The 20,300-nt window shown below is 54.9% G+C and carries 21 protein-coding genes; 8 read left to right on the forward strand and 13 right to left on the reverse strand.

The window, feature by feature from the left end; all coding sequences use genetic code 11:
• Window positions 1–15: 15 nt before the first annotated feature.
• Window positions 16–1,623: a single-stranded-DNA-specific exonuclease RecJ gene (gene recJ, locus WC359_07100; GenBank protein MFA5400187.1), complete on the forward strand. Its 1,608-nt coding sequence runs from the start codon at window positions 16–18 to the stop codon at window positions 1,621–1,623.
• Here the strand turns inward: recJ and lgt are convergent.
• The 9 genes from lgt to WC359_07145 form a co-directional block, all read right to left on the reverse strand.
• Window positions 1,607–2,413: a prolipoprotein diacylglyceryl transferase gene (gene lgt, locus WC359_07105; GenBank protein MFA5400188.1), complete on the reverse strand. Its 807-nt coding sequence runs from the start codon at window positions 2,411–2,413 to the stop codon at window positions 1,607–1,609. The two genes, recJ and lgt, sit on opposite strands and share 17 nt — an antisense overlap.
• 4 nt (window positions 2,414–2,417) lie before the next feature.
• Window positions 2,418–3,335 carry a signal recognition particle-docking protein FtsY gene (gene ftsY, locus WC359_07110; protein ID MFA5400189.1) on the reverse strand — a complete coding sequence of 306 codons (918 nt, stop codon included), beginning with the start codon at window positions 3,333–3,335 and terminating at the stop codon, window positions 2,418–2,420.
• A gap of 21 nt (window positions 3,336–3,356) precedes the next feature.
• Window positions 3,357–4,733 (reverse strand): NAD(P)H-dependent oxidoreductase, encoded by a 1,377-nt coding sequence (locus tag WC359_07115; GenBank protein ID MFA5400190.1) that lies wholly within the window; start codon window positions 4,731–4,733, stop codon window positions 3,357–3,359.
• A 115-nt stretch (window positions 4,734–4,848) separates the two neighbouring features.
• Complete coding sequence (locus WC359_07120; GenBank protein ID MFA5400191.1) at window positions 4,849–5,697, reverse strand: hypothetical protein; 849 nt, start codon at window positions 5,695–5,697, stop codon at window positions 4,849–4,851.
• Window positions 5,698–5,750: 53 nt separating this feature from the next.
• A complete protein-coding gene (locus WC359_07125) occupies window positions 5,751–6,578 on the reverse strand; it encodes a metal ABC transporter permease (GenBank protein MFA5400192.1) in 828 nt (275 codons plus the stop codon).
• 2 nt (window positions 6,579–6,580) lie between these two features.
• Complete coding sequence (locus tag WC359_07130) at window positions 6,581–7,276, reverse strand: ABC transporter ATP-binding protein (protein ID MFA5400193.1); 696 nt, start codon at window positions 7,274–7,276, stop codon at window positions 6,581–6,583.
• Between the two features lie 65 nt (window positions 7,277–7,341).
• Entirely contained in the window at window positions 7,342–8,214 is an 873-nt protein-coding gene (locus tag WC359_07135) for a zinc ABC transporter substrate-binding protein (protein MFA5400194.1), read from the reverse strand.
• 10 nt (window positions 8,215–8,224) lie between these two features.
• Window positions 8,225–8,659, reverse strand: coding sequence for a Fur family transcriptional regulator (locus WC359_07140; GenBank protein ID MFA5400195.1), 435 nt, complete (start codon window positions 8,657–8,659; stop codon window positions 8,225–8,227).
• Between the two features lie 75 nt (window positions 8,660–8,734).
• Entirely contained in the window at window positions 8,735–9,307 is a 573-nt protein-coding gene (locus WC359_07145) for a flavin reductase family protein (GenBank protein MFA5400196.1), read from the reverse strand.
• Window positions 9,308–9,565: 258 nt separating this feature from the next.
• On the opposite strand from WC359_07145, the gene WC359_07150 reads away from it, so the two are divergent.
• The 5 genes from WC359_07150 (at window position 9,566) to WC359_07170 (ending at window position 14,956) form a co-directional block, all read left to right on the forward strand.
• Window positions 9,566–10,522 carry a hypothetical protein gene (locus WC359_07150; GenBank protein ID MFA5400197.1) on the forward strand — a complete coding sequence of 319 codons (957 nt, stop codon included), beginning with the start codon at window positions 9,566–9,568 and terminating at the stop codon, window positions 10,520–10,522.
• A 52-nt stretch (window positions 10,523–10,574) separates the two neighbouring features.
• Window positions 10,575–12,506: a hypothetical protein gene (locus WC359_07155; protein MFA5400198.1), complete on the forward strand. Its 1,932-nt coding sequence runs from the start codon at window positions 10,575–10,577 to the stop codon at window positions 12,504–12,506.
• Between the two features lie 71 nt (window positions 12,507–12,577).
• Window positions 12,578–13,330, forward strand: a complete 753-nt coding sequence (locus WC359_07160; protein MFA5400199.1) for a basic amino acid ABC transporter substrate-binding protein — start codon at window positions 12,578–12,580, stop codon at window positions 13,328–13,330.
• Window positions 13,331–13,387: 57 nt separating this feature from the next.
• Window positions 13,388–14,215 (forward strand): amino acid ABC transporter permease, encoded by an 828-nt coding sequence (locus WC359_07165; GenBank protein MFA5400200.1) that lies wholly within the window; start codon window positions 13,388–13,390, stop codon window positions 14,213–14,215.
• Between the two features lie 3 nt (window positions 14,216–14,218).
• Entirely contained in the window at window positions 14,219–14,956 is a 738-nt protein-coding gene (locus WC359_07170) for an amino acid ABC transporter ATP-binding protein (GenBank protein MFA5400201.1), read from the forward strand.
• 39 nt (window positions 14,957–14,995) lie between these two features.
• Here WC359_07170 and WC359_07175 read toward each other — a convergent pair whose 3' ends face one another.
• The 3 genes from WC359_07175 to WC359_07185 form a co-directional block, all read right to left on the reverse strand.
• Window positions 14,996–17,281: a DEAD/DEAH box helicase gene (locus WC359_07175; protein ID MFA5400202.1), complete on the reverse strand. Its 2,286-nt coding sequence runs from the start codon at window positions 17,279–17,281 to the stop codon at window positions 14,996–14,998.
• 35 nt (window positions 17,282–17,316) lie between these two features.
• Complete coding sequence (locus tag WC359_07180) at window positions 17,317–17,601, reverse strand: DUF503 domain-containing protein (GenBank protein ID MFA5400203.1); 285 nt, start codon at window positions 17,599–17,601, stop codon at window positions 17,317–17,319.
• Between the two features lie 72 nt (window positions 17,602–17,673).
• Entirely contained in the window at window positions 17,674–17,967 is a 294-nt protein-coding gene (locus tag WC359_07185; GenBank protein ID MFA5400204.1) for a zinc-ribbon domain containing protein, read from the reverse strand.
• Window positions 17,968–18,199: 232 nt separating this feature from the next.
• On the opposite strand from WC359_07185, the gene WC359_07190 reads away from it, so the two are divergent.
• Window positions 18,200–18,739: a MauE/DoxX family redox-associated membrane protein gene (locus WC359_07190; protein ID MFA5400205.1), complete on the forward strand. Its 540-nt coding sequence runs from the start codon at window positions 18,200–18,202 to the stop codon at window positions 18,737–18,739.
• Between the two features lie 39 nt (window positions 18,740–18,778).
• Window positions 18,779–19,516 carry a hypothetical protein gene (locus WC359_07195; protein MFA5400206.1) on the forward strand — a complete coding sequence of 246 codons (738 nt, stop codon included), beginning with the start codon at window positions 18,779–18,781 and terminating at the stop codon, window positions 19,514–19,516.
• 9 nt (window positions 19,517–19,525) lie between these two features.
• On the opposite strand, the gene WC359_07200 is transcribed toward WC359_07195, so the two are convergent.
• Entirely contained in the window at window positions 19,526–20,248 is a 723-nt protein-coding gene (locus tag WC359_07200; protein MFA5400207.1) for a UPF0280 family protein, read from the reverse strand.
• Window positions 20,249–20,300 lie beyond the last annotated feature (52 nt).

The following is a 20,300-nucleotide window of genomic DNA, read 5'->3' on the forward strand; positions in this document are numbered from 1 at the left end:
GGTGCGGGTTCTCTTGTGTCCAGGCTGCTTTATAACCGTGGCATCACCGATCATTCCGACGCCGAGATTTTCCTTAAAGCCGATAAGCGCCTTGCCATAGATCCTTTCAGCGTCCCCGACATGCATCAGGCCGTCAGCCGCGTCTATAAAGCGCTGCTGTCAGGTGAAAAGATAGCCGTTTACGGCGATTTCGATGCTGACGGTATTACGGCGACGGCGCTGCTGGTCCAGGGCCTGAGTGAGCTCGGCGGAGATGTCGTGCCCTATATCCCTCATCGGATGCAGGAGGGCTACGGGCTGAGGATACCCGCTCTGGAGAAACTGCGTAAGCAGGGCGTTACGCTTGTAATAACCGTAGATACCGGTATTACAGCTTTCGATGAAATCGAGAAAGCCCGTAAGATGGGCATGGAGATACTGGTGACCGACCATCACGTGCCGCTGGCTGAGCTGCCGCCGGCCGGCATCATCGTGGACCCCAAACGCACCGATTCAGCCTGCCCTTTCAAGGAATTTGCCGGTGTCGGTGTCGCATACAAGCTGATGGAGGGGCTGCTTTCCGGCGGCGGGCATGACGATTTGCTCAATAGCTCATTAGAGCTGGTGACTGTGGGGACTATTACCGATATGTCGCCGCTGATCAGTGAGAACCGTTACTGGGTTAAATCGGGGCTTCGTTTGCTGCACAGGACCAGGCGTATCGGGCTGGTTGAACTCATGAACGTTGCCGGAATTGAAAAAAGCAGGCTGACAACCGACAGCATCTCATATCAGATCGGCCCCAGGCTGAACTCGGCCGGCAGGCTGGATGACGCGGGTACGAGCTACCAGCTGCTGGTAACACAGGACCACGCACAGGCCAGGATACTGGCCACCGAGCTGGAAGAGAAGAACAAGGAACGGCAGCGCCTGGTAGCAGAGACTTACGATAAGGCGCGCCGTCAGATACTGGAAGACGGCGCGGACAGGGTTATCCTGATGGCCAGCGATGCCGATTATCCTCCGGGTGTGATCGGCCTGGTGGCCGGCAGGCTGGCGGACGAGTTCTATCGTCCCGTCATATTATTCAAGATCGGAGCAGACTCCTGCCGCGGCAGCGCCAGAAGCATTCCCGAGTTCGATCTTATGGAAGCGCTGAAGACATGCCATCACCTGCTCACCAAATACGGCGGCCATGCGCGGGCTGCGGGCTTCAACGCACATACCAGGGATATGCAGCAACTGCAGAAAAGGCTTCGTTCGCTGGCCGAGGAGCAGCTCACGGGCCTCGACCTGCGACCTCACATAAATATAGATGCCGAGGTTTCGCTTTCAGCTTTCGCTGGAGGGACGTTCGAGGAGATGCGTCAGCTCGAGCCTTTCGGCATGGGTAACCCCGCCCCTGTTTTCCTGAGCCGCAAAGTCGAGGTGGTGGAACAGAAGCTGGTGGGCAGCCAGAACGACCATATAAAGCTCAAGTTAAAACAGGACGGCATTGTCTGGGATACCATGGGTTTTCGCCTGGGAAATTATCTGGGAGAGCTGTCCCGCCATATAGATATCGTTTATTCCGTAGAGGTGGACAATTTCAACGGCAAGGGGCAACTCAGGCTCAACCTGCTTGATTTTACGCGCTCTTACTGACCTCTGCCCGGGCCGACGGCTGCTTTGTTTTACGATACATGGCATATCTTACGATCAGAGTGATAACTGCAACCACCACTATCAGTATATCTATGACCTGAGCCTGCGGAAGGTTGAACAGGAAAGGTTCGCTTTCGCGGAAGAATCGTATGATAAAGTCCCCCGCGCCGAACAGGATCAGCCACAGCAGGAAGAGCGTACCCTCGGGTCGGAGTTTTTTACGCAATAACCATAACACGACAAAGCCTGCCAGGTTCCAGATAAGATGGAACAGCTGCGTAGGATAAATTGGAACTCCGATAGGGGCGTAGCTGCTGGGATGGCTGTATATGACGGCAATGGGAAGCTCGCAGGTCAGACCGAAGCAGCACCCGTTCACCAGGCATCCCGCACGACCGATAGTCTGCCCTAAAATAGCCCCCGGCGCGGCTATATCGCCCAGCAACCAGAAAGATATCTTTTTTACCAGGCAGTAGATCAGGATGGCTGCCAATCCTCCCAGCACTGCGCCCCAGACGGCCAGTCCTGCAAAATTCAGCAGCTGCTCGGGATGATAGAGGTAGTACTGCCATCTGTCTATGATGTGCAGCAGCCTGGCGCCGATGATGCCGCCTACCACCGCCCACAACGCCACATCCCACACGACATCCTGCGCTACGCCTCTGCGCCTGGCCTCAACCAGTGAAAGAGCTATCACTGCGATTACAGCCAGCACGACCAGCACGCCGTACCACCTGATCTCAAGCGTGCCGAAGGTGAGCAATACCGGATTCCAATCGATATCAAACATATCTTTAAGTTACATCCCCGAAAATAGCATTTACAAACGATACAGGGTCGAACGGCGCGATATCACCGATCTTTTCCCCCGTTCCTATATATTTGATGGGTATTTGCAGCAGGTCGCAGATGGCTAATACTATACCACCCCTGGCAGTCCCGTCCAGCTTGGAAAGCAATATGCCGCTGACGTCGGTAGCCTCCGTGAAGCTGCGCGCCTGCGATAATCCGTTCTGCCCCGTAGTGGCGTCTATAACCAGCAGCACTTCCTGTTCGGCATCGTATTTGCCCGAGACCTTCCTGATTTTTTTCAGCTCGTCCATCAGGTTATGTTTGGTCTGGAGCCTTCCCGCCGTATCTATGATGACGATCTCGGCGGTGCGGCTGCGAGCCGCCTCCAGCGTATCAAATACCACAGCCCCGGGGTCCGCTCCCGGCTGATGGGCCACCACGTCAACCCCTACCCTGCCACCCCACATTTTAAGCTGATCGATAGCGGCCGCGCGGAAGGTATCAGCGGCGCCCAGCAGCACTTTTTTACCGTTATTTTTGTACTCATCTGCGAGCTTGGCTATGCTGGTGGTCTTGCCAGTCCCGTTAACTCCCACCATCAGAATCACCTTCATTGCCGCATCCGATGTAACGGCTTCGGACTTTACCGGGACATCCAACAGCCGTACCATCTCCTCTTTCAGAGCAACGCGCACCTGGCTCCCCTCGATCAGCTTCTCATCCCTGGTACGTTTTCTAACTCGTTCCAGCAGCTTTGCCGCGGTTTCCACACCCACATCCGCCGAGATCAGCAACTCCTCCAATTCGTCCCACGTCGATTCCTCGATCCTGGCGCGATTGAAAAGCCCGGCTATTCTGGAGAAAAACCCTTCGCGGCTGCGGCTTACGCCCTGTTCAGTTCTTTTTCCTATATCTGACAACGTGAGCCATCTACCCGATTGTTATTTGGTTTCGACGATCTTGGCATATCCCTTGAGCATCTCGGTCTTCATCATCTTACGCACCATCTCTTTCATCTTGGGATCCTTGATCATTTCAATCATCTGCTTGCTGAACTCAAGGTATCTGGTATCCTGCTGCGGGAAGTCGAACAGGCCGTGCGACTCATAGTACCTGTAGTCGGCCGTAAAGGGAAACGATAGTCGGGCCCAGATCTGGTCGCGGAAAATCTTATGCCCGCCCACTCCCAGAAACGTGCGCGGCAGCATGTATGTCTGCCTGGCATTATCAACACATTTAGCGGCAAATTCTTCCAGCAGCTCATCTATTTGGCCTGAATCGGCGCATTCATCAGTTACCACTCCCGCCAGGTTGCCGCCCGATATTTGCGGCATGGCATTAATGATCTCCTGCAGGTTGGCCACCTGGCTGAGCGGACCGGAAATTATGAATCCCATTTGCTTGTCCACCGAGGTGGGGATATGGCCGTTAAAGAAGCTCCTGTCCCAGAACATTTTCAAGCGCGAGGAGAAGAAGCGGTCAACGATCTCCGAGGCAAATATGATTACATCGGCGTCACGTCCGGTGTTGAAGTAGTCGATGAAGTCATCCTTACCCTGATAAACGCAGATGTTATCAAAGGCGCACTCCATACAGCCAAGGCAACCCCCGCGCATTTTGATATCGCCTGTCCTGACCACCTGGATATCACCCTTGAACGAATCTTTAAAGCGCTGCACCATTCTGGCCAGGTTGGACTTCTCGTCGGTTATATCAGCCAGAATCCTGATCTTCTTCCCCCCTGTTTCAACCTTGCCTGCGCCTTTGCCCGGTTTATAAGCGAACTTCTTGTGAATAACCGGGGCACATAGCTTCATAGTCGGTGCACGTTTCTCAATGGCGGCAAAGAAGTTATCAGCCCACTTGAGCAGTATACGGCGCATGTTTTCGATCATAATATCGTCCATGTCCGCAGAGAACGGCTCGATATATTTCATATCGAGGTCATCGCAAATGCCGTGCATATAGTTATGCGCCGTGTTGTCGAAGAAATGCACAGATGTGCTGAGCACCGTAACATACTTGCCGGCAAATGCCTTTTGCGCTCCCTTCTCGGCGATCAATTCTATGAAGCGCTTGTATTGCGAGCAAACGAGGAAGACGTACAAAGGGAAAGCCCAGATAACACCGTCGGATTCCCTCACTTCTTCGATGATCGACTGGAAAAGATCGTCATTTTTTTCGATCCTGATAATATCGTGCGCGACATTAATCAGCTTAAGTTCATGCTGGGGAAATTTCTTCTGGATAAATTTAATGTACTGTACGGTTACGCTGATCTCACCTTTCGGGCTCCCGTTCAACACCGCTATCTTCATTTTCCGGTCTCCTGCTAATAAAATAGTGGAAGCGGCCTTGGCCGCTTCCACCAATCATAGCATAAGGTTATTTTGTATACAAACAAATATCAGGGCAGCGCCATGCCGTCAGGGGTCAGGGAGAGACCAATATAGTGGTGCTGGCAACGCTGGAGCCGGCGGAGTTCTGGGCGGTCAACTGGAATGTGATTGTACCCGTGCCCGACGTATACACAGTCAGGCTGCCTGAGGGTTGCACAGGCCCGTATCCCTGAATAACCACCGACGACGCATTAAGCACGTCCCAGCTGAGAACGGTCGAGCCGCCCAGCGCTACGTTAGTGGGATTGGCCGTGAAATTGAGAATGGTGGGCCGGGACGAAGATACCGGAGGTGTGGAAGTCCCGGTAACCGCTACACTGGTCGCGCCGGTTACAGAGTTTGTGCCGTTAGTTGCTGTCAGAATATACGTCGTAGTCACGGCGGGACTGACCGATGTTGCGCCGCTGGCGCCGACGGCGCCGATGCCGCTGATGGTGGCGCCTGTGGCATTGGATGTTGTCCAGCTTAATATCGCAGAGCCCCCGGCATTAATGCTCGATGGGGAAGCTGAGAACGATAATATCACGGGAAGCACGGGGGCGGGCGGTGTGACCGGAGCGCCCGCGACAGTCAGCAGCGCAGTAGCTCTGGTTGAGCCTGCTGAGTTACTGGCAGTCAAGATATAAGTCGTGGTGGATGACGGCGCTACCTTTTCGGCACCTGTTGAGGCTGCGGCGGGCATGCCCGGATCGATGCTGATGGACGAAGCATTCTGCACCTCCCAGGAAAGTATGGCCGTCTCTCCCTGATTGATGGAAGCGGGGTTGACCGTGAAGTTAATCACTACCGGCGCCTGGTTCGCAGTGCCGCCACCCATGGCAAAGGTGATGCAGCCCGATGCCGCCAGCAATAGTATCATAGCTAATAAAATCGCGTTCCTCATCAATACATCCTCCAGAATATATTTGGAAACGCCGCCATCATACTATGGCAGGCCTAAGCTGTAAAGTGCACTTTCGTCCTGCGCCGCAGCCCCGTTACGATATAGGTCGTCAGCAGCGCCAGGCCGCTGAGCAGTATGATGGTTGCTCCGGACGCGAGGTTGAGTAAATAGGATATCCACAGCCCGCCGAAGGTGAATAGCATACCGAGGATAACCGACAGTATCATCATTTTCTTGATATCATGGGTAAACTGCCTGGCCATTGCCGCAGGGAAGGCCAGCATGGCGATTACCAGTATCATGCCGACCACACGTATCAGCACAACGACAGTGAGCGCAACCATGCACAGCAATAGCAGATAGAGGGCGTTTACAGGCATCCCGGCCACGGTGCCGAATTCTTCATCGAAGGAAAGCAACAGAAACTCCTTATAAAAGGCAGCGGTCAACGCCAGGATAACGAGGTCGAGCGCGGCCATAAGATACAGGTCGCCCAGCGGCACGGTCAGGATATTGCCGAAAAGATAGCTCATGAGGTCGGGTGCAAATCCCGGAGAAAGCCCGATAAATATAACGCCCAGCGCCATGCCGAGCGCCCATAGTATACCGATGGCCGTGTCCTCGGGCAGCCTGGTCCTGCGCGTCACCAACCCCATAGTCAGCGCCGAAAGCAGAGAAAAGACCATGGCGCCCAGTACAGGGCTGAAATTCAACAGGTAACCCAGCCCGATGCCGCCGAAAGAAGCATGGGCAATGCCGCCGCTCATAGAAACGATCTTTTTCACCACGACATAAACACCCACTATGCCGCAGGCGATGGAGGCCAGCAGCCCGGCCAGCAAAGCGTTTCGCATGAACTCGAATTGAAAAACCTCGAACATGATCAGTGTTCTCTCAGCACGCGGTGGGGGATATCGCCGTGCGCGATAAGTTGCACAGGGCACTTGTAGGTAGCTTCGAGTATCTCCGAAGTTATTTCGCGTGATCCGTGATAGTAGAGCTGCACATTGAGACAGGCTATTTTATCCACAAATACAGAGACGGCGCCGATATCGTGGGACACCATAATAATGGCCATCTCCTTTTTCAACTCCTCCAATAACTCGTAGAAATCGGTCTGCATGGCTGAATCCACACTTGCTGTCGGCTCATCCAGCAGGAGCAATGCCGGATCGGAGACAAGCGCACGGGCGATAAAGGTCCGCTGCTGCTGTCCGCCCGAAAGCTGCCCGATCTGAGAATGGGCATGCGAAAGCATGCCCACCCTGGCCAGCACCTTCTCGGCGGCTTCGCGGTCTGATCCGTTATAAGGTTTCAACATGCCCCTCTTTCCGTAGCGGCCCATCAGCACAACTTCCATTACGCTGACAGGAAAGTCACGGTCATAATCGCTGTGCTGTGCAACGTAACCAATCCTGTTGCGGATCCTGTCCGGCAGGTTGCCCAGCACGGTGACGACGCCGCGCTGCGGCCTGATCAGTCCCAGTATGACCTTGAGCAGCGTGCTCTTACCGCCTCCGTTGGGACCGATGACGCCCAGAAAGTCATGTTCACCTACTGCCAGATTTACGCCCTCCAGGGCGGGTGTGCCGTTATAACTCACCCAGACGTTTTCCAGCCTGACAGTATCATTGGATGCCAAGGCTACTTCAAAGCCTCCTCAAAGGCAGCTGCCACCTCCCGCATATTTTGCAGGTAGTCTCCGGCCAGAGGATCGATAATTACCACTCTACCGCCGATCTCGCGTGCGATGGTCTCAGCGTTTCTTGAGTCGAATTCAGGGGAAACAAAAATAACTTTAATATTCTGCAACCGGGCTTCATTGATCAGCCTGGACATATAAGCGGCTTTAGGCTCCTTGCCCTCCTGCTCTATGCCAAGCTGCTGGAGGCCATAATCCCGCGCAAAATATCCCCAGGCGGGATGATAAACTATGAAGGTGTGGGAGGCCGTGCCGTTCAACAGGGCGCCCATCTCCGCATCCAGCTCATCCAGTTCTTTTAAATATGCATCACGGTTACTTTCGTAGTATTGGCGATTCTGCGGGTCGGCCTGCGACAGGCCCTCGCAGATATTTTTCACCATGACCTTAACATTGCGCGGCGAGGTCCAGATATGCGGGTCCATACCCGGCTCATCGGGGTCGTCGCTCTCGATTAAATCGATGCCCTGGCTGCAATCGACCACGAGTATATCTTTATTCTGGGCCAACAGCTTATCCAGCCAGGCAAGTTCAAATTCGACAGGGGAGCCTACCTTGCAATAAACCCCGGCCTTGCTCAGCTGCACCATCTGGGCGGGCGTAACCTCATATGTATGCGGGCTGGCGCCCGGCGGAACCATGACGGTTATATGGACCTTATCACCTCCCACACATTCTACGAACTCCCGCTGGGGCAGTATGGTCACCGCCACACCCATTTTCCCTTCTACCTGAGCCGGCGCAGCCGTGTTGCAGGACGCCGCGGTCATCCACAGTACTGCTGCAATTGCGATGAATAATACATGCCTGAACATCTTTGCTCCCTTAGGCTTCCTTGATCTTACACTGCGGACACAATCCCATGAATTCCAGCAGGTGGCGGTTGATGCGGTAACCCGTTTCCCGCTCGAGACGCTGTTTGAGACGTTCCAGTTCACAGTCGGTGAAGTCAGCCACTCTGCCGCAACCGCGGCAGATCAGGTGATGATGATGTTCCCCCGGACGCTGGCGTTTGAGATAACTGCGGCAGGAATCCCCTATATGGACCTCACAGAGCAGGCCGTTTTCCTGAAGCAAGTCCAGCGTACGATATACCGTTACCAGGCCGATATTGGGATATTTCTTATGCAGCCTTTCATGGATATCAGCCGGCCGCAGGTGCTCTCTGCAGTTGCCCAGCACGGAAATAATGGCCTTCCTCTGAGGGGTCAGCTTGAAGCCCCGCTTCCTGAGCTCCGCCGCAATATCCTTCCCGACCATATTTTTATCGCTAACTGAAAATTGTTTTCATTTATAAAAGTAACATGAAGCCGGTTTGGTGTCAAAACAACGATCTTACGCTTTCAGTTCCAGCCCGATTTTAAAGGCTTTGCCGGCAGTCTCTCCCAATTCCTGATAGACGTTGGCCGGCAGCATGGTCCAGCCTATGGGCCGAATCTTTTTGACATCCGGATTATCCCCGGTGAAGCATTTGCCCGAGACTATAGTTTCCTCGATTTTACCCACCACCAGCACGTGGCTGCCCAGGTCCAGCATATGTTCGATTTTGCATTCCAGATTGACCGGGCACTGCTCGATCATGGGCGCTGTCTCGAGTTTGCCATAGAATACTTTGAATTTGCAGACTCTGACCTTATCCACCTTGGCGCCGGTCCTGATGCCGCAGAAATCCACCTCTTTTACCTGATCGGCCGATGGCACATTGACGGAGAAGGTCATGTTTTCCTGCATTCCCTTCATCGTATATCGCGTGTGCCGTATGGCCACCGATACCATGGGCGGCTCGCTGCAGGCGATGCCGCCCCAGGCCACAGTCATAAAATTCGCTTTCCCCTCAACATTGGCTCCCACCAGGAATGCCGGCGTGGGAAACACCATCGTTTGCGGTCCAATCTTCACTTTATCCATAATATGGCTCCTCCGATTATATTATCGCCTACTTTTCGAATATTTCCTTCATGGGAGTCCAGTAGTAATCTACCCGTCCCTGTTTGATATCTTCATAGAATTGAGAGGGGATGCCGTTTAACAAATTTTATCACAATCATATGCAGATCGTTCCGTCGTGAAATCAATAGTCATGTATCTCCAGGTATCTCGATAATGCGTGTAGGGTTGAAAAAAGATGGTAATCATTGTAAATTGGAACATAATAGGTGTTCATAGATGTCTAATTTAAAATATTTTATCACTTCCAAGGCCAAGCGCAACGTGCTTTACCTGTTTTTACGCGACACAAGCAAGCGCTATTACACCCGGGAGGTGGCCCGCTTAACCGGGGAGCCTCTGAATGCCGTCCGCCGGGAGCTCGGATACCTGGAGAACGCCGGATTGTTCACTTCACGTGCTCAGGGCAATCTCAAATATTATGAAGTCGTTAAGAGCTTCCCGCAGCTGGCGCAGTGGCGGAAAATTATTTTGGAATCCTATGCGGATCAACGTCCAGCAGCTGCTGAGACTCCCACTCCCGCCATTTCCGTCGTAGAAGATCATACTCCTCAAGCTATCGAACTCGTAGATGAGGAAGTTAAAAAGCGTCCGCCGGAGATAAAGCATGCCATTGCCATGACCGAATCATTTAAACATGCACCGCTGGAAGACGGCGACAAGCCCATCATACCGGGCATGGGTGTGATCCCCAATCACGGCCGCCAGCCGCTGCCCGATGTGATAGAGCTCCCTGCCCATGTCGTTACCGCAGGCGAAAGCGAAGACGCCGTTGAAATCAACGCGACGGCGGAACAGCCGGTGGAACAACCCATCGAACAGCCAACGGAACAGCCTCCGGAATCAGGGCCCAGGACCATCCTCACACTCCAGTCGGTCGTTAACCATCTGCGCGACCAGTTGAAAGACATAAGCACCATCAACCTCGCCCTCATACATGGCGAGGCGGCCAGGCTGGAGAGCATTCCTGAAAACGGCCTCGACCTGCTGATCGTAGGGGACATGAGCAGGGATATGATCATGGAGATGATAGCCGTTTTCGAGGACTCCACCGGTATCGAGGTTAACCTGACCAGCATGACACGCAGCGACTTCGACTACCGTAACGCCAGGGGCGACGCGTTCGTCAGGCGCATCTGGGGAGAGAAGAAACTGGTGATAAAGGGACGGCAGTAAAAGCGCCGGCCCGTACCATGCTGCAGGTCGGCCATTTCTGTTAAAATATCGCATGCCAGTCGATCCTTCGATTATTTTTCAGGCGTCCAAGCTGGGCGACCTGCCTGATATAGTCAAGGAGCTCGACCGCGCCGAAAAGCTCCTCAGAGACAATGCAGCGGTCGGCCGAATCTACGGTGTCAGTGGCGGAGCTCTGACGGCAACGGCCTTTGCGCTGGCGCTGGCTGCGAAAAAAGACCCTCAGAAATGGGGCAAAGCATCATCAGCCATAAATGACTTTCGCAACTTCCTCTCGAAAGCCCGTAACGGCCAGATACGCTCACTCAACCTCAATCCCTGGTATGGGCGGTCCAACCTCAATCCTTTGAGGAAATGGCTGGAAAACCGCCTGAATCTATATACAGGCGCGGCAAAAGGGACGCCCGTTCAGCTAAAAGTATCCGACCTGGGCCTTCCGCTTTACATCTGCACCATGGACCGCGACGCAGTCTTCACCATATTCGGCCCGCCGGACGATACTCTGCAGTGCCCGTACCAGTTCATGCACATGGGCCCGCCGCAGGATGCTCCACTGATAGATGCCGTAATAGCTGCAGTCAGCACATTGCTCTCAACCCGTCCGTCCACCGTCAACGGCAAGTATGTTTACGACTGCCGGCCGCCTATAGTGGATGCGGGCGCCATCGTAGCCGACCTCGAAGCCAAAGACCCGCGCCCCATACTCCGCACAAAGCCGCATGCCGAAATACGTAAATGGAAGCTTAACTTAGTCACCTCGGTCTTCATTATGCACTCGCAGCACGAGCGTAACCAGACCATGCTGGCCGATTATTACCTGGACCTGCTGCGGCGTCAGCGCGAGCTCCTGCAAAAGGTTAAGCAAGCGCAGCCTGATTTCTCCATGCAAACGCTCAAGACAAAGGGCCCTCTGCCGACTCAAGGCCATGCGGACCTGCCCTACGTGGGCTCGACCGAGGCTGCCACCAATATGCGTGAATCATCCAGGGATCGCGTGGCAATCATGGCCCGCTTCAGCCAGATATTGAACGGCCAACTTGACAGCTTCCCCTTCGACCGGCCGGCAAATATCATCTACGGCGCCGGCGGCTTCTCCGGTATACTGGGAGGGCTGGTTACCGCGCGCGCTGTGGACGAGGGCTTCAAGCGTGGAGGAGGGGAGATAAAGCAGATCTACGGCGTCTCCGCGGGCGTGCTCAACGGCTTTTTCCACGCGGTACAGGTGGCAGCAGCGCACTATCCGGACACGTATAGAACTGAAGCACAACATGCGCTGGAGGACCTGGAGGATTTCATCGCCAACCTGCGTACCGACAGGCTGGTCAGGATAAACCGCGATCCGCGGCGTATATGGCTGGGCGTGGGTAACCTTGATCCGCTGCAGGAATTCCTGGCTCAGAAGCTTAAAGAATACACGGGTTCGGCCAGCCCTGATAAGCTCACCTTCGATGACATCAAATTACCCCTGACCGTCACTGCTGCGCGCGCCGACGGTTTCTCGGATTTCCTGGGCATGACAGGTCCTGACAGGCATTTCGAATTCGGCGGGCGCACCTGGAAAGTGCTGGAAGCCCCCGTCATCAAGGCCGTAGCAGCCGGCTGGAGCATGAACACATATATCGAGCCGGCCAATATCAACGGTCAGTTGTACCGCGATGGAGGAGGAACTTTTTACGACCCGTCGACACTGGTGGCCTGCCTGGATCCGGAGCTGGTCAACCTCATTACGATCCACCTCGATCACCCGGAAAGCCACAGCGAGAACCTGCCGGAATACCCGGACATCAGCCGTATTATCCTTGATACACACAACTATACCTTCCCCGAGGAGCAGCGCCGCATGCGCATACTGTCCACGCTTTTCTACGACCATTTCCAACTGCGCCTGTACGCCCGGGAGAACAATATACCTGTGGAACCTGATTTCCGCCGCCAGTGGAAATTGCAGGACACGGGGTACCTTTAGTCGATTGCAGGGCCAGGCTGCGGGGAATGATATAATGAATCCGGCCGGTGCGCCGGCGAGGGAGATCAACCATGAAAAAACTCACACTTTTATCCATTGCCGTCTGTCTTCTAATGACACTGCTGGTAACGGCCTGCACCCAGGCGCCTTCGTCCCCGGCAAAGCTAAGAGTAGCCTGCGACGCCACATGGCCGCCTTTCGAGATCATCAACGAGCAGACCAAGGAACTGGACGGCTTCGGACCCGAGTTGATACGCGCCGTCGCAGCCAGGGCAGGACTGGATATAGAACTGGTCAACGTAGGATTCGACTCGGTTCTGGCCGGAGTTTCCCAGTGCCAGTACGATATGGCGGTCTCATCTATAACGATCACGGAAGACCGCAAAAAGACCATACTCTTCTCCGACCCTTATTACCTGGCAGGGCAGATAGTTACAGTCCGAAAGAACAATGACAGTATTTCGAGCAAGGACGACCTGTCCGGCAAAACCGTCGGCGGCCAGATCGGAACGACGGGAATCATCGAGGCCAACAAAATACCCGGCGCCAGAGTAAAGACCTTCGACGAGGTCGGCTTCGCCTTCCAGGACCTCATGAACGGTCAGCTCGACGCAGTTATAGCCGACTACCCGGTGGCCCAGGGCTACGTTGTAAAGAATAAGGACACCCTGAAGACTGTCGGGCCGATCTTCACGGACGAATACTACGGCATCGCCATCTGCAAGAAGAACGCCCACCTCGTGCCGAAGATAAATGCCGCTCTCAAAGCCCTCAAGGACGAGGGATTCCTGGACGCGCTCGACCGGAAATGGGTCGGCCGCTAAGCGCTGCGCCCAGTCTACCCTCCACTACGCTTAAGGCGTATAATAATATCCTGCTCGATGAGTACGCCCGACAGACCGCAGATTCCCCAGGAGGAGCTGGATCACATACCCGGCGCTGAGCCGTCATCGCGTATGGATGTCTGGTGGTGGCTGGTGGCTCTGGTGGTTGGCATCACAGTCCTTCTGCTTTTTGCCTGGCCCGACCCCTTCATGAATATCTTCAAGTTCGTCCAGGACGGCATCGTGATAACGATAACCGTCACCCTGGTCTCCTTTGTGCTGGTATTAGTCGTGGGCATGGTAGGCGGACTGGGCCGGCTTTCGACTAGCCGCGCCGTCTATATCATCTCCACCCTGTACGTAGAGTTGGTGCGCGGCGTGCCGCTGCTGGTCCAACTTATAATCTGGTACTTCGCCGTGCCGGTCATGATCCAGTACCTGGGCAAGGCCTGGGCCATCCCGGCGCTGGAGAGCTTCCAGGCGGACCCCGTCGTGATGGCCATTATAGGCCTGGTTTTCTGTTACGGGGCTTATATGAGCGAGATTTACCGCGCAGGCATCCAGAGCATCCCCAGGGGACAGATGGAGGCCGCGCGCAGCCTGGGTATGACCTACTTCCAGTCGATGCGGCATGTCGTCTTGCCGCAGGCCGTGCGAGTAATCCTGCCGCCCATCGGCAACGAGTTTATCGCGCTGCTTAAGGATTCCTCGCTGGTCAGCGTGGTTGCCGTGGCAGACCTGACGCGGCGCGGCCGGGAATATGCCTCGATCCACTTCGATCCCATCGAGGTCTGGATGCTGGTGGCTCTGCTATACCTCATTATGACGCTCTTCTCGGCGCGCGTGGTGAACTGGATAGAAAAGAAAACCAAATTCGAGAGGTAATGATTGGCTGAACCTATTATCAGCATCCGCGGGGTGCACAAATATTTCGGCAGGGTACACGCGCTGCGCGGCCTGGACCTCGACATAGCCAGGGGGGAGGTCGTGGTCATCGTCGGCCCGTCCGGATCAGGCAAATCGACTTTGCTGCGCTGTATTAACCGGCTCGAGACCTACGACAAAGGCAAGATCGTGGTGGACGACATCCCGCTGGACAGCGCCAGGAACATCAACACCGTACGGCGCGAAGTGGGTATGGTCTTCCAGTCTTTCAACCTCTTCAGCCACCTCACAGTCCTGGACAACCTGATGCTGGCCCAGCGCGTCGTGCGCAAACGTCCGCCTGCCGAGGCCAGGCAAACTGCGCTGAACCTGCTTGAGAAGGTGGGCATACCCGATAAATCCGATGCAAAACCGGCGCAGCTTTCAGGCGGGCAGCAGCAGAGGGTCGCCATTGCACGCGCATTGGCAATGAATCCCAAGGTCATGCTTTTCGATGAGCCCACCAGCGCTCTTGACCCCGAGATGATCAAAGAGGTGCTCGAAGTCATGCTGGCGCTGGCTAATGAGGGAATGACCATGGCCGTAGTCTCTCACGAGATGGGCTTCACCCGCGCTGCGGCCAAACGCGTCATTTTCATGGACGAGGGACAGATCATCGAGCAAGCCCCTCCTGATGTGCTTTTCAACTCACCCAAGCACGAGCGTACCAGGCAATTTTTAGGCAAGATACTCAGCCACTGAAGCTGCATGAAAGCCTGGCACACTGCTCCCACAATATACCTACTGAAGCACTCCCAGCAGGCCGCGGAGCAATATGACAGCCGCCTTTTTATCCAGGGGCTCATTGTTATTCCCGCACTTGGGCGACTGTATGCAGGCCGGGCAGCCCTCGCGGCAGGGACATTCCTCAATGGTCTTGAGCGTCGCAGCCCACAGACCTTCGATAATTTCATAGCCTTTCTCCGCTATGCCTATACCGCCCGGGTAGCCGTCGTAAATAAAAATCTGCGCTTTTCCGGTATCTATATGAAAAGGCGTGGAGACCCCCCCGATATCATTGCGATCGCACATGGCGAACAGCGGCAGTATGGCGATAGCGGCATGCTCCACCGCGTGAAGCCCGCCATGAAAATCGAGCTTGTTCTTCTCTATGACATCCATCGCCTGCTGCGGCAGATCGAACCACAACGCCTGGGTAATGAAACGCAGGGGCGGCAGGTCCAATACATCTTCGCCGATAACCTCGTCGGTGTAATGCTTTTTCTTGCGAAAACCTTCGACCTGGTTGGTCACGTCCACCATGCCCAGCCGGATTTTCACGCCTCCGGACTCCTTCTCCTTCATCTGCTGCAGTATCTTTATGTCGGTCAGCTCCATGGTCTGCGTGTAATAAGGAACTGCGGCCGGCTCCACCAGGGCGATATGCTTCTCAATATCAAGCTCCTTGACGAAATAGGAATCGCCCTGGTGCAGGTAGATGGCGCCGGGATGCACCTGCCAGAAGGCATGGTCCTCCTCGATCGTCTCCAGTACCTGAAAGCCTCTGGAGGTATCCAGCAGCTGATACTGATCGGAGGAGGCGGTCCTGATATTTACGTCCTGCGCCGGATGTGCCAGCCTGGGTGAGATATGCCAGCGGTCGCCCTCCCCCCTCAGCTTGCCCTCTTCACCCAGCTCGACTCCGGCTGCATCGAGCGTATCGCCGAAATATTCCCTGTCTTTTTCGTCAATGTGTTTCTCCCAGGCGGCGCACAGCAAGTGCGGGTGAAGAATGTTTATGTTCTCCCAGTTGATGAGGGCATTCTCAAAGGGTTTGCCGAAGAAGAAATCGGGGTTATGCATGAAATATTGGTCCAGCGGATTATTCTGCGCCACGAGAAAGGTGATCGACTTCTCTCCCCGCCGCCCGCTTCGCCCGGCCTGCTGCCAGGTGCTGGCGATGCTGCCCGGGTAGCCGGTCAATACCGTGGCATCCAGCCCGCCGATGTCGATTCCCAGCTCAAGGGCGCTGGTGGCCACCGCCCCCAGCAGCTCGCCCGAGAAAAGCTGCCTTTCAATCTCACGCCGGTCGGAGGCCAGGTAGCCGGCCCTGTATGGCTTGATCTTCTCACCCAGGGGGCTGCCCAGCAGGTCCCGGCTGTACACATAGATCAGCTCGGTCAACCGGCGCGTGGAGGCAAAGGCAAGGGTACGCACCTGCCTGCGCACAAGCTCTGTGAACAGATGGGTTGCCTCGCTGTTGGCGCTGCGCCTCAGGCTGCGTGCCTCATCGACGATGGGAGGATTCCAGAATACGAACGCCTTGCCTCCATAAGGAGCTCCATCGCTATCCACAACTTCGAATGGCAGCCCCGCCAGTCTTTCAGCATGTTGCCCCGGGTTGGCAATCGTTGCTGAACAGAACACAAATTGTGGCCTGCTGCCATAATGAGCACATATACGTCTCAATCTGCGAAGTACGCAGGCCACGTGCGATCCGAACACCCCCCGGTATATATGCGCCTCATCGACCACCACATATTTGAGACGCCTGAAGAATTTATCCCACGATTTATGGTTCGGCAGGATGCCGGCGTGCAGCATATCCGGGTTGGTGAGCACAATACGTGCTCTTTTCCTTATGCCTGAACGGTCTTCGCCGGGCGTATCCCCGTCGTAAGTGGCGCATTCCCAGGGCAGATTGATGGCGCCGCCGGCCAGCCAGGTAAGTCCGCGCAACTGGTCCTGGGCCAGAGCCTTGGTGGGGAAAAGATAGAGGGCGCGGGCATAAGGCTCCTCCAGCATAGTATTCAGTACCGGTATGTTGTAGCAGAGGGTCTTGCCGCTGGCGCTGGGCGTTGCGACCATTACATTTTTTCCCAGTCTGATGCTGTTAATGGCCTCAGCCTGGTGTGAATAGAGGGTGTTCAACTCGAGCTTGTCGAGCCGTTCCTGCAGAACCGTGTGAAAGGGCCTGTCGGGCCACCCGGGGCGCGCGTCGCGCGGAGGTATATATTGAACATGAACGATCTGGTCTTTGTACTCGGGGTCGTTCTTGAGGTAATCGAGGAACGCGGAGGTATCCATATGTCAATTATACTGCCCTGGATTAAAAACCAGATTCAGTAGGTTTCGATCTCTTTCTCCACGATCTCAATCGAAGGATAATCGTGCTCGATCAGGCTGATGGCCGCGCTGATGACCTCGTCAACGCGGTTTTTATGGTTGGATACGCAGGCTAATCCGATCGTGGTCATCTGCCACAGGTCATGATCATCGACCTCGGCAATGGAGATGTTGAACTGCTTCTGGAGGCGCATTACAAGGGACTTGACGATGCTCCTTTTATCCTTGAGAGACCTGCTCCCCGGGATATGGATCTTCAATTTGCAGACGCCTACTTTCACTAAAGACCGCTCTGCCAATCCGCAGCTATCGGTATATGGTGGCTCCCGCGGGAGACTGCGGGAGCAATATATTTAACGTTCCGGTTTGGACGACGCGTAACAGCTGCTGCAATAAACCGGACGTTCCTGTCTCGGCTCAAAGGGTACTTCGCACTCGGCACCGCACCTTGCGCAGGTGGCTGTGAACATCTGCCTGGCTTTGCCGGCGCCTCCTGAGCGGGACTGTTTCCTGCTGGTCCTGCAATCAGGGCAGCGCTTGGGCTCGTTCTGAAGTCCTTTTGACTGATAGAATTCCTGCTCTCCTACTGTGAAGACGAATGATCCACCGCATTCAGCGCAAGTAAGATTTTTGTCCGTTAGGGCCATTGATGCCTCCTTGTCGATAATAACTATGCACCATGGATACTGACGGGTCTATATGGCCCAGGACCTCTTGAAACATACGCAGGGAGTCTTAGTCCCGGCATTATGGTCTCCCGATTTAAGAGGCAGCCAGATTAAGACTCACCATCAACCAGGGTTTGCATACTCGCAATAGTGTAGATTATAATTTTCTGCAAGTCAAGACCTATTTACAGAACAAGGATGGACTATTTCGTTGGACTATGAATACGATAAGCAGCCCATGGTGCGCAGTGTCATCAGCATCGTCGCCTGTCTGCTCATCGGGTTAACGCTCATATTTGCAGGAGGCGGCAAGCTGGCCAACCTTGGCCAGATTCCCGGGCAAACAGAATTCCTGGACAGGATCATCCCTGACTTCCTCATGACCCCTGAATTTGCCAGATTCATCGGCCTGATCCTTATACCCTGGATACTGCCTGTCTTTGAGGTTCTCATCGGGCTCATGCTGGTCATCGGAATCTGGCCCCGCTTCATGGCCATACTGGTGCTGCCGATGGTGCTGGGTTTCATGGCCAATAACTCCTACATGATCTCACAGGGCCTCGATAAATACCCGGATTGCACCTGCTTCGGCGTCTGGGAAGAGTGGCTGGGGGGATTAACCCCTATCCAATCGATGTATTACGACGTAGCCCTCTTTATCCTGGCTGTCATCATCATAATTGTTCATCCGGGGTCCTTCTTCGCTCATCAGATATGGATCAATAAATTGATATCCAAAGACAAGTTTTAATCATCAGCTTTCCCCTTTGAAACTGGAGGTGATCTAACTATGTTCTCAAATCTGCGTTTTCGCCTGGCGCTTGTAAGCGCGCTCGGCTTAATCCTTATCGCCGCCCTATCCGGATGCAGCGGGCAATCGAACACACAACCTGTCCAGGCGCCCCAGGAGCCGGTTAACAACCCACCCGTGATTACCGACCTTCATGCCGACACTGCGGTAGTTCAGCCCCTGGGCAAAGCAAATGTTATATGTACTGCCGGCGATGCCGACAGCGATGAGCTTGTTTACCGCTGGACCACCAGCGGCGGCATGGTCGACAGCACGGGCGCTGCCGTGACATGGACGGCCCCCGGAGATCCCGGCAGCTACTTGATTACCGTGGTGGTCAGCGATGGAAAGGGCGGGGCGACCTCCCGGGATACCACCGTTATGGTGCCGGAAAAGCCCAACAACCCTCCGGCGATAACTGCTATCAAGTTCATGCCGGCAGGACGTACAATCACATTAAAACGTAATCCAACTGACGCGGAAAAGAAGAATTATCCACCAATAATGAAAAGAACCGATACAGCATATTTTGAATGTGTCTCCACGGATCCAGATAACGATACACTGGCATATATGTGGAAGGCATCCGGCGGGCAACTGACCGGAGGAGGCCCAAAAGTATTATGGCGTCCTCCTTATGATGCTGCCGACTATACAATCACATGCGAAATATCTGACGGAAAAGGTGGCTCTGATTCTTTCACCATCACCATCAGCGTGCACTGCTGCAGCGGTTAGCGCGGCCGGTTATATTTTCACCAGACTGATGTCGCCCCAGGCGCCCATATTGCTTCCGGCTATTACAACGATTCCGCTGATCCCCTTGATTCTGCGGCCGAGATCAAGCGCGGCATCCACGTCCCTCTCGCTTTTCACCGCGTTGCCCACTGCCGTCGCCGCGGCATCGGCCAGCGCGGCAGACGGAGCGACGACTACTGCGGCGTCCGCCATACCCAGGCTGAGTGACGGTCCTACTCTCCCGGATGAAGTGCAGACCCCCAGCGGCGTACGGTCCGGCTCGACCTCGATAGCCAGCTTGCCTGTAAACACGGATTCGCCGGCATAAATGGCGATCACGCTCTTCCTGCTGACTTTGAGGTAGATATCGCCGCCATTCTCCACAATTACTTCGCCGGACGAACGCAGCAGTTCTTCCCCTACCATCTGTGCAACGGCGCCGGCCACCGCCGCCATCGGGCCGACGTTGGCCAGCCGGGCGGCCTGTTCCATCCTCTGTATGATCTCAGGCGCATCTTTCCCCACCTTCAAAGGCTCCAGGCTGTGCAGGAATACAGGATGCGCCCTGATGTATCTCTCCAGCGGGCCCCGTACCTCTTTGATGGCAGCCACAGCTTCAGCGCTGAGGTCTTTCGAGGCGCGTATGAAAAGGTCCGTTTCCTTCACAGCAGCCTGAAAGGAGACAAGGTCTGCGTCCTTGATGCTGTGGCGATACGTGCGTTGTTCGTACATACCATTCCCGGGCGCACCTGAAGGTACGCCCCTACCTCGCAGGGGCGGGATT

This window comes from Dehalococcoidia bacterium (assembly GCA_041653995.1).
Lineage (GTDB): Bacteria > Chloroflexota > Dehalococcoidia > GIF9 > UBA5629 > CAIMUM01.

Bases quoted from the DNA above. Each gene is read 5' to 3' on its own strand.
- WC359_07160 (MFA5400199.1), top strand. From the start codon at position 12,578: ATGAAAAAACTCACACTTTTATCCATTGCCGTCTGTCTTCTAATGACA.
- lgt (MFA5400188.1), bottom strand. From the start codon at position 2,413: ATGTTTGATATCGATTGGAATCCGGTATTGCTCACCTTCGGCACGCTT.
- WC359_07200 (MFA5400207.1), bottom strand. From the start codon at position 20,248: ATGTACGAACAACGCACGTATCGCCACAGCATCAAGGACGCAGACCTT.
- WC359_07155 (MFA5400198.1), top strand. From the start codon at position 10,575: ATGCCAGTCGATCCTTCGATTATTTTTCAGGCGTCCAAGCTGGGCGAC.
- WC359_07145 (MFA5400196.1), bottom strand. From the start codon at position 9,307: ATGGATAAAGTGAAGATTGGACCGCAAACGATGGTGTTTCCCACGCCG.
- WC359_07185 (MFA5400204.1), bottom strand. From the start codon at position 17,967: ATGGCCCTAACGGACAAAAATCTTACTTGCGCTGAATGCGGTGGATCA.
- WC359_07125 (MFA5400192.1), bottom strand. From the start codon at position 6,578: ATGTTCGAGGTTTTTCAATTCGAGTTCATGCGAAACGCTTTGCTGGCC.
- WC359_07165 (MFA5400200.1), top strand. From the start codon at position 13,388: ATGAGTACGCCCGACAGACCGCAGATTCCCCAGGAGGAGCTGGATCAC.
- WC359_07115 (MFA5400190.1), bottom strand. From the start codon at position 4,733: ATGAAGATAGCGGTGTTGAACGGGAGCCCGAAAGGTGAGATCAGCGTA.
- WC359_07175 (MFA5400202.1), bottom strand. From the start codon at position 17,281: ATGGATACCTCCGCGTTCCTCGATTACCTCAAGAACGACCCCGAGTAC.
- WC359_07150 (MFA5400197.1), top strand. From the start codon at position 9,566: ATGTCTAATTTAAAATATTTTATCACTTCCAAGGCCAAGCGCAACGTG.
- WC359_07120 (MFA5400191.1), bottom strand. From the start codon at position 5,697: ATGAGGAACGCGATTTTATTAGCTATGATACTATTGCTGGCGGCATCG.
- WC359_07195 (MFA5400206.1), top strand. From the start codon at position 18,779: ATGTTCTCAAATCTGCGTTTTCGCCTGGCGCTTGTAAGCGCGCTCGGC.
- WC359_07135 (MFA5400194.1), bottom strand. From the start codon at position 8,214: ATGTTCAGGCATGTATTATTCATCGCAATTGCAGCAGTACTGTGGATG.
- WC359_07140 (MFA5400195.1), bottom strand. From the start codon at position 8,659: ATGGTCGGGAAGGATATTGCGGCGGAGCTCAGGAAGCGGGGCTTCAAG.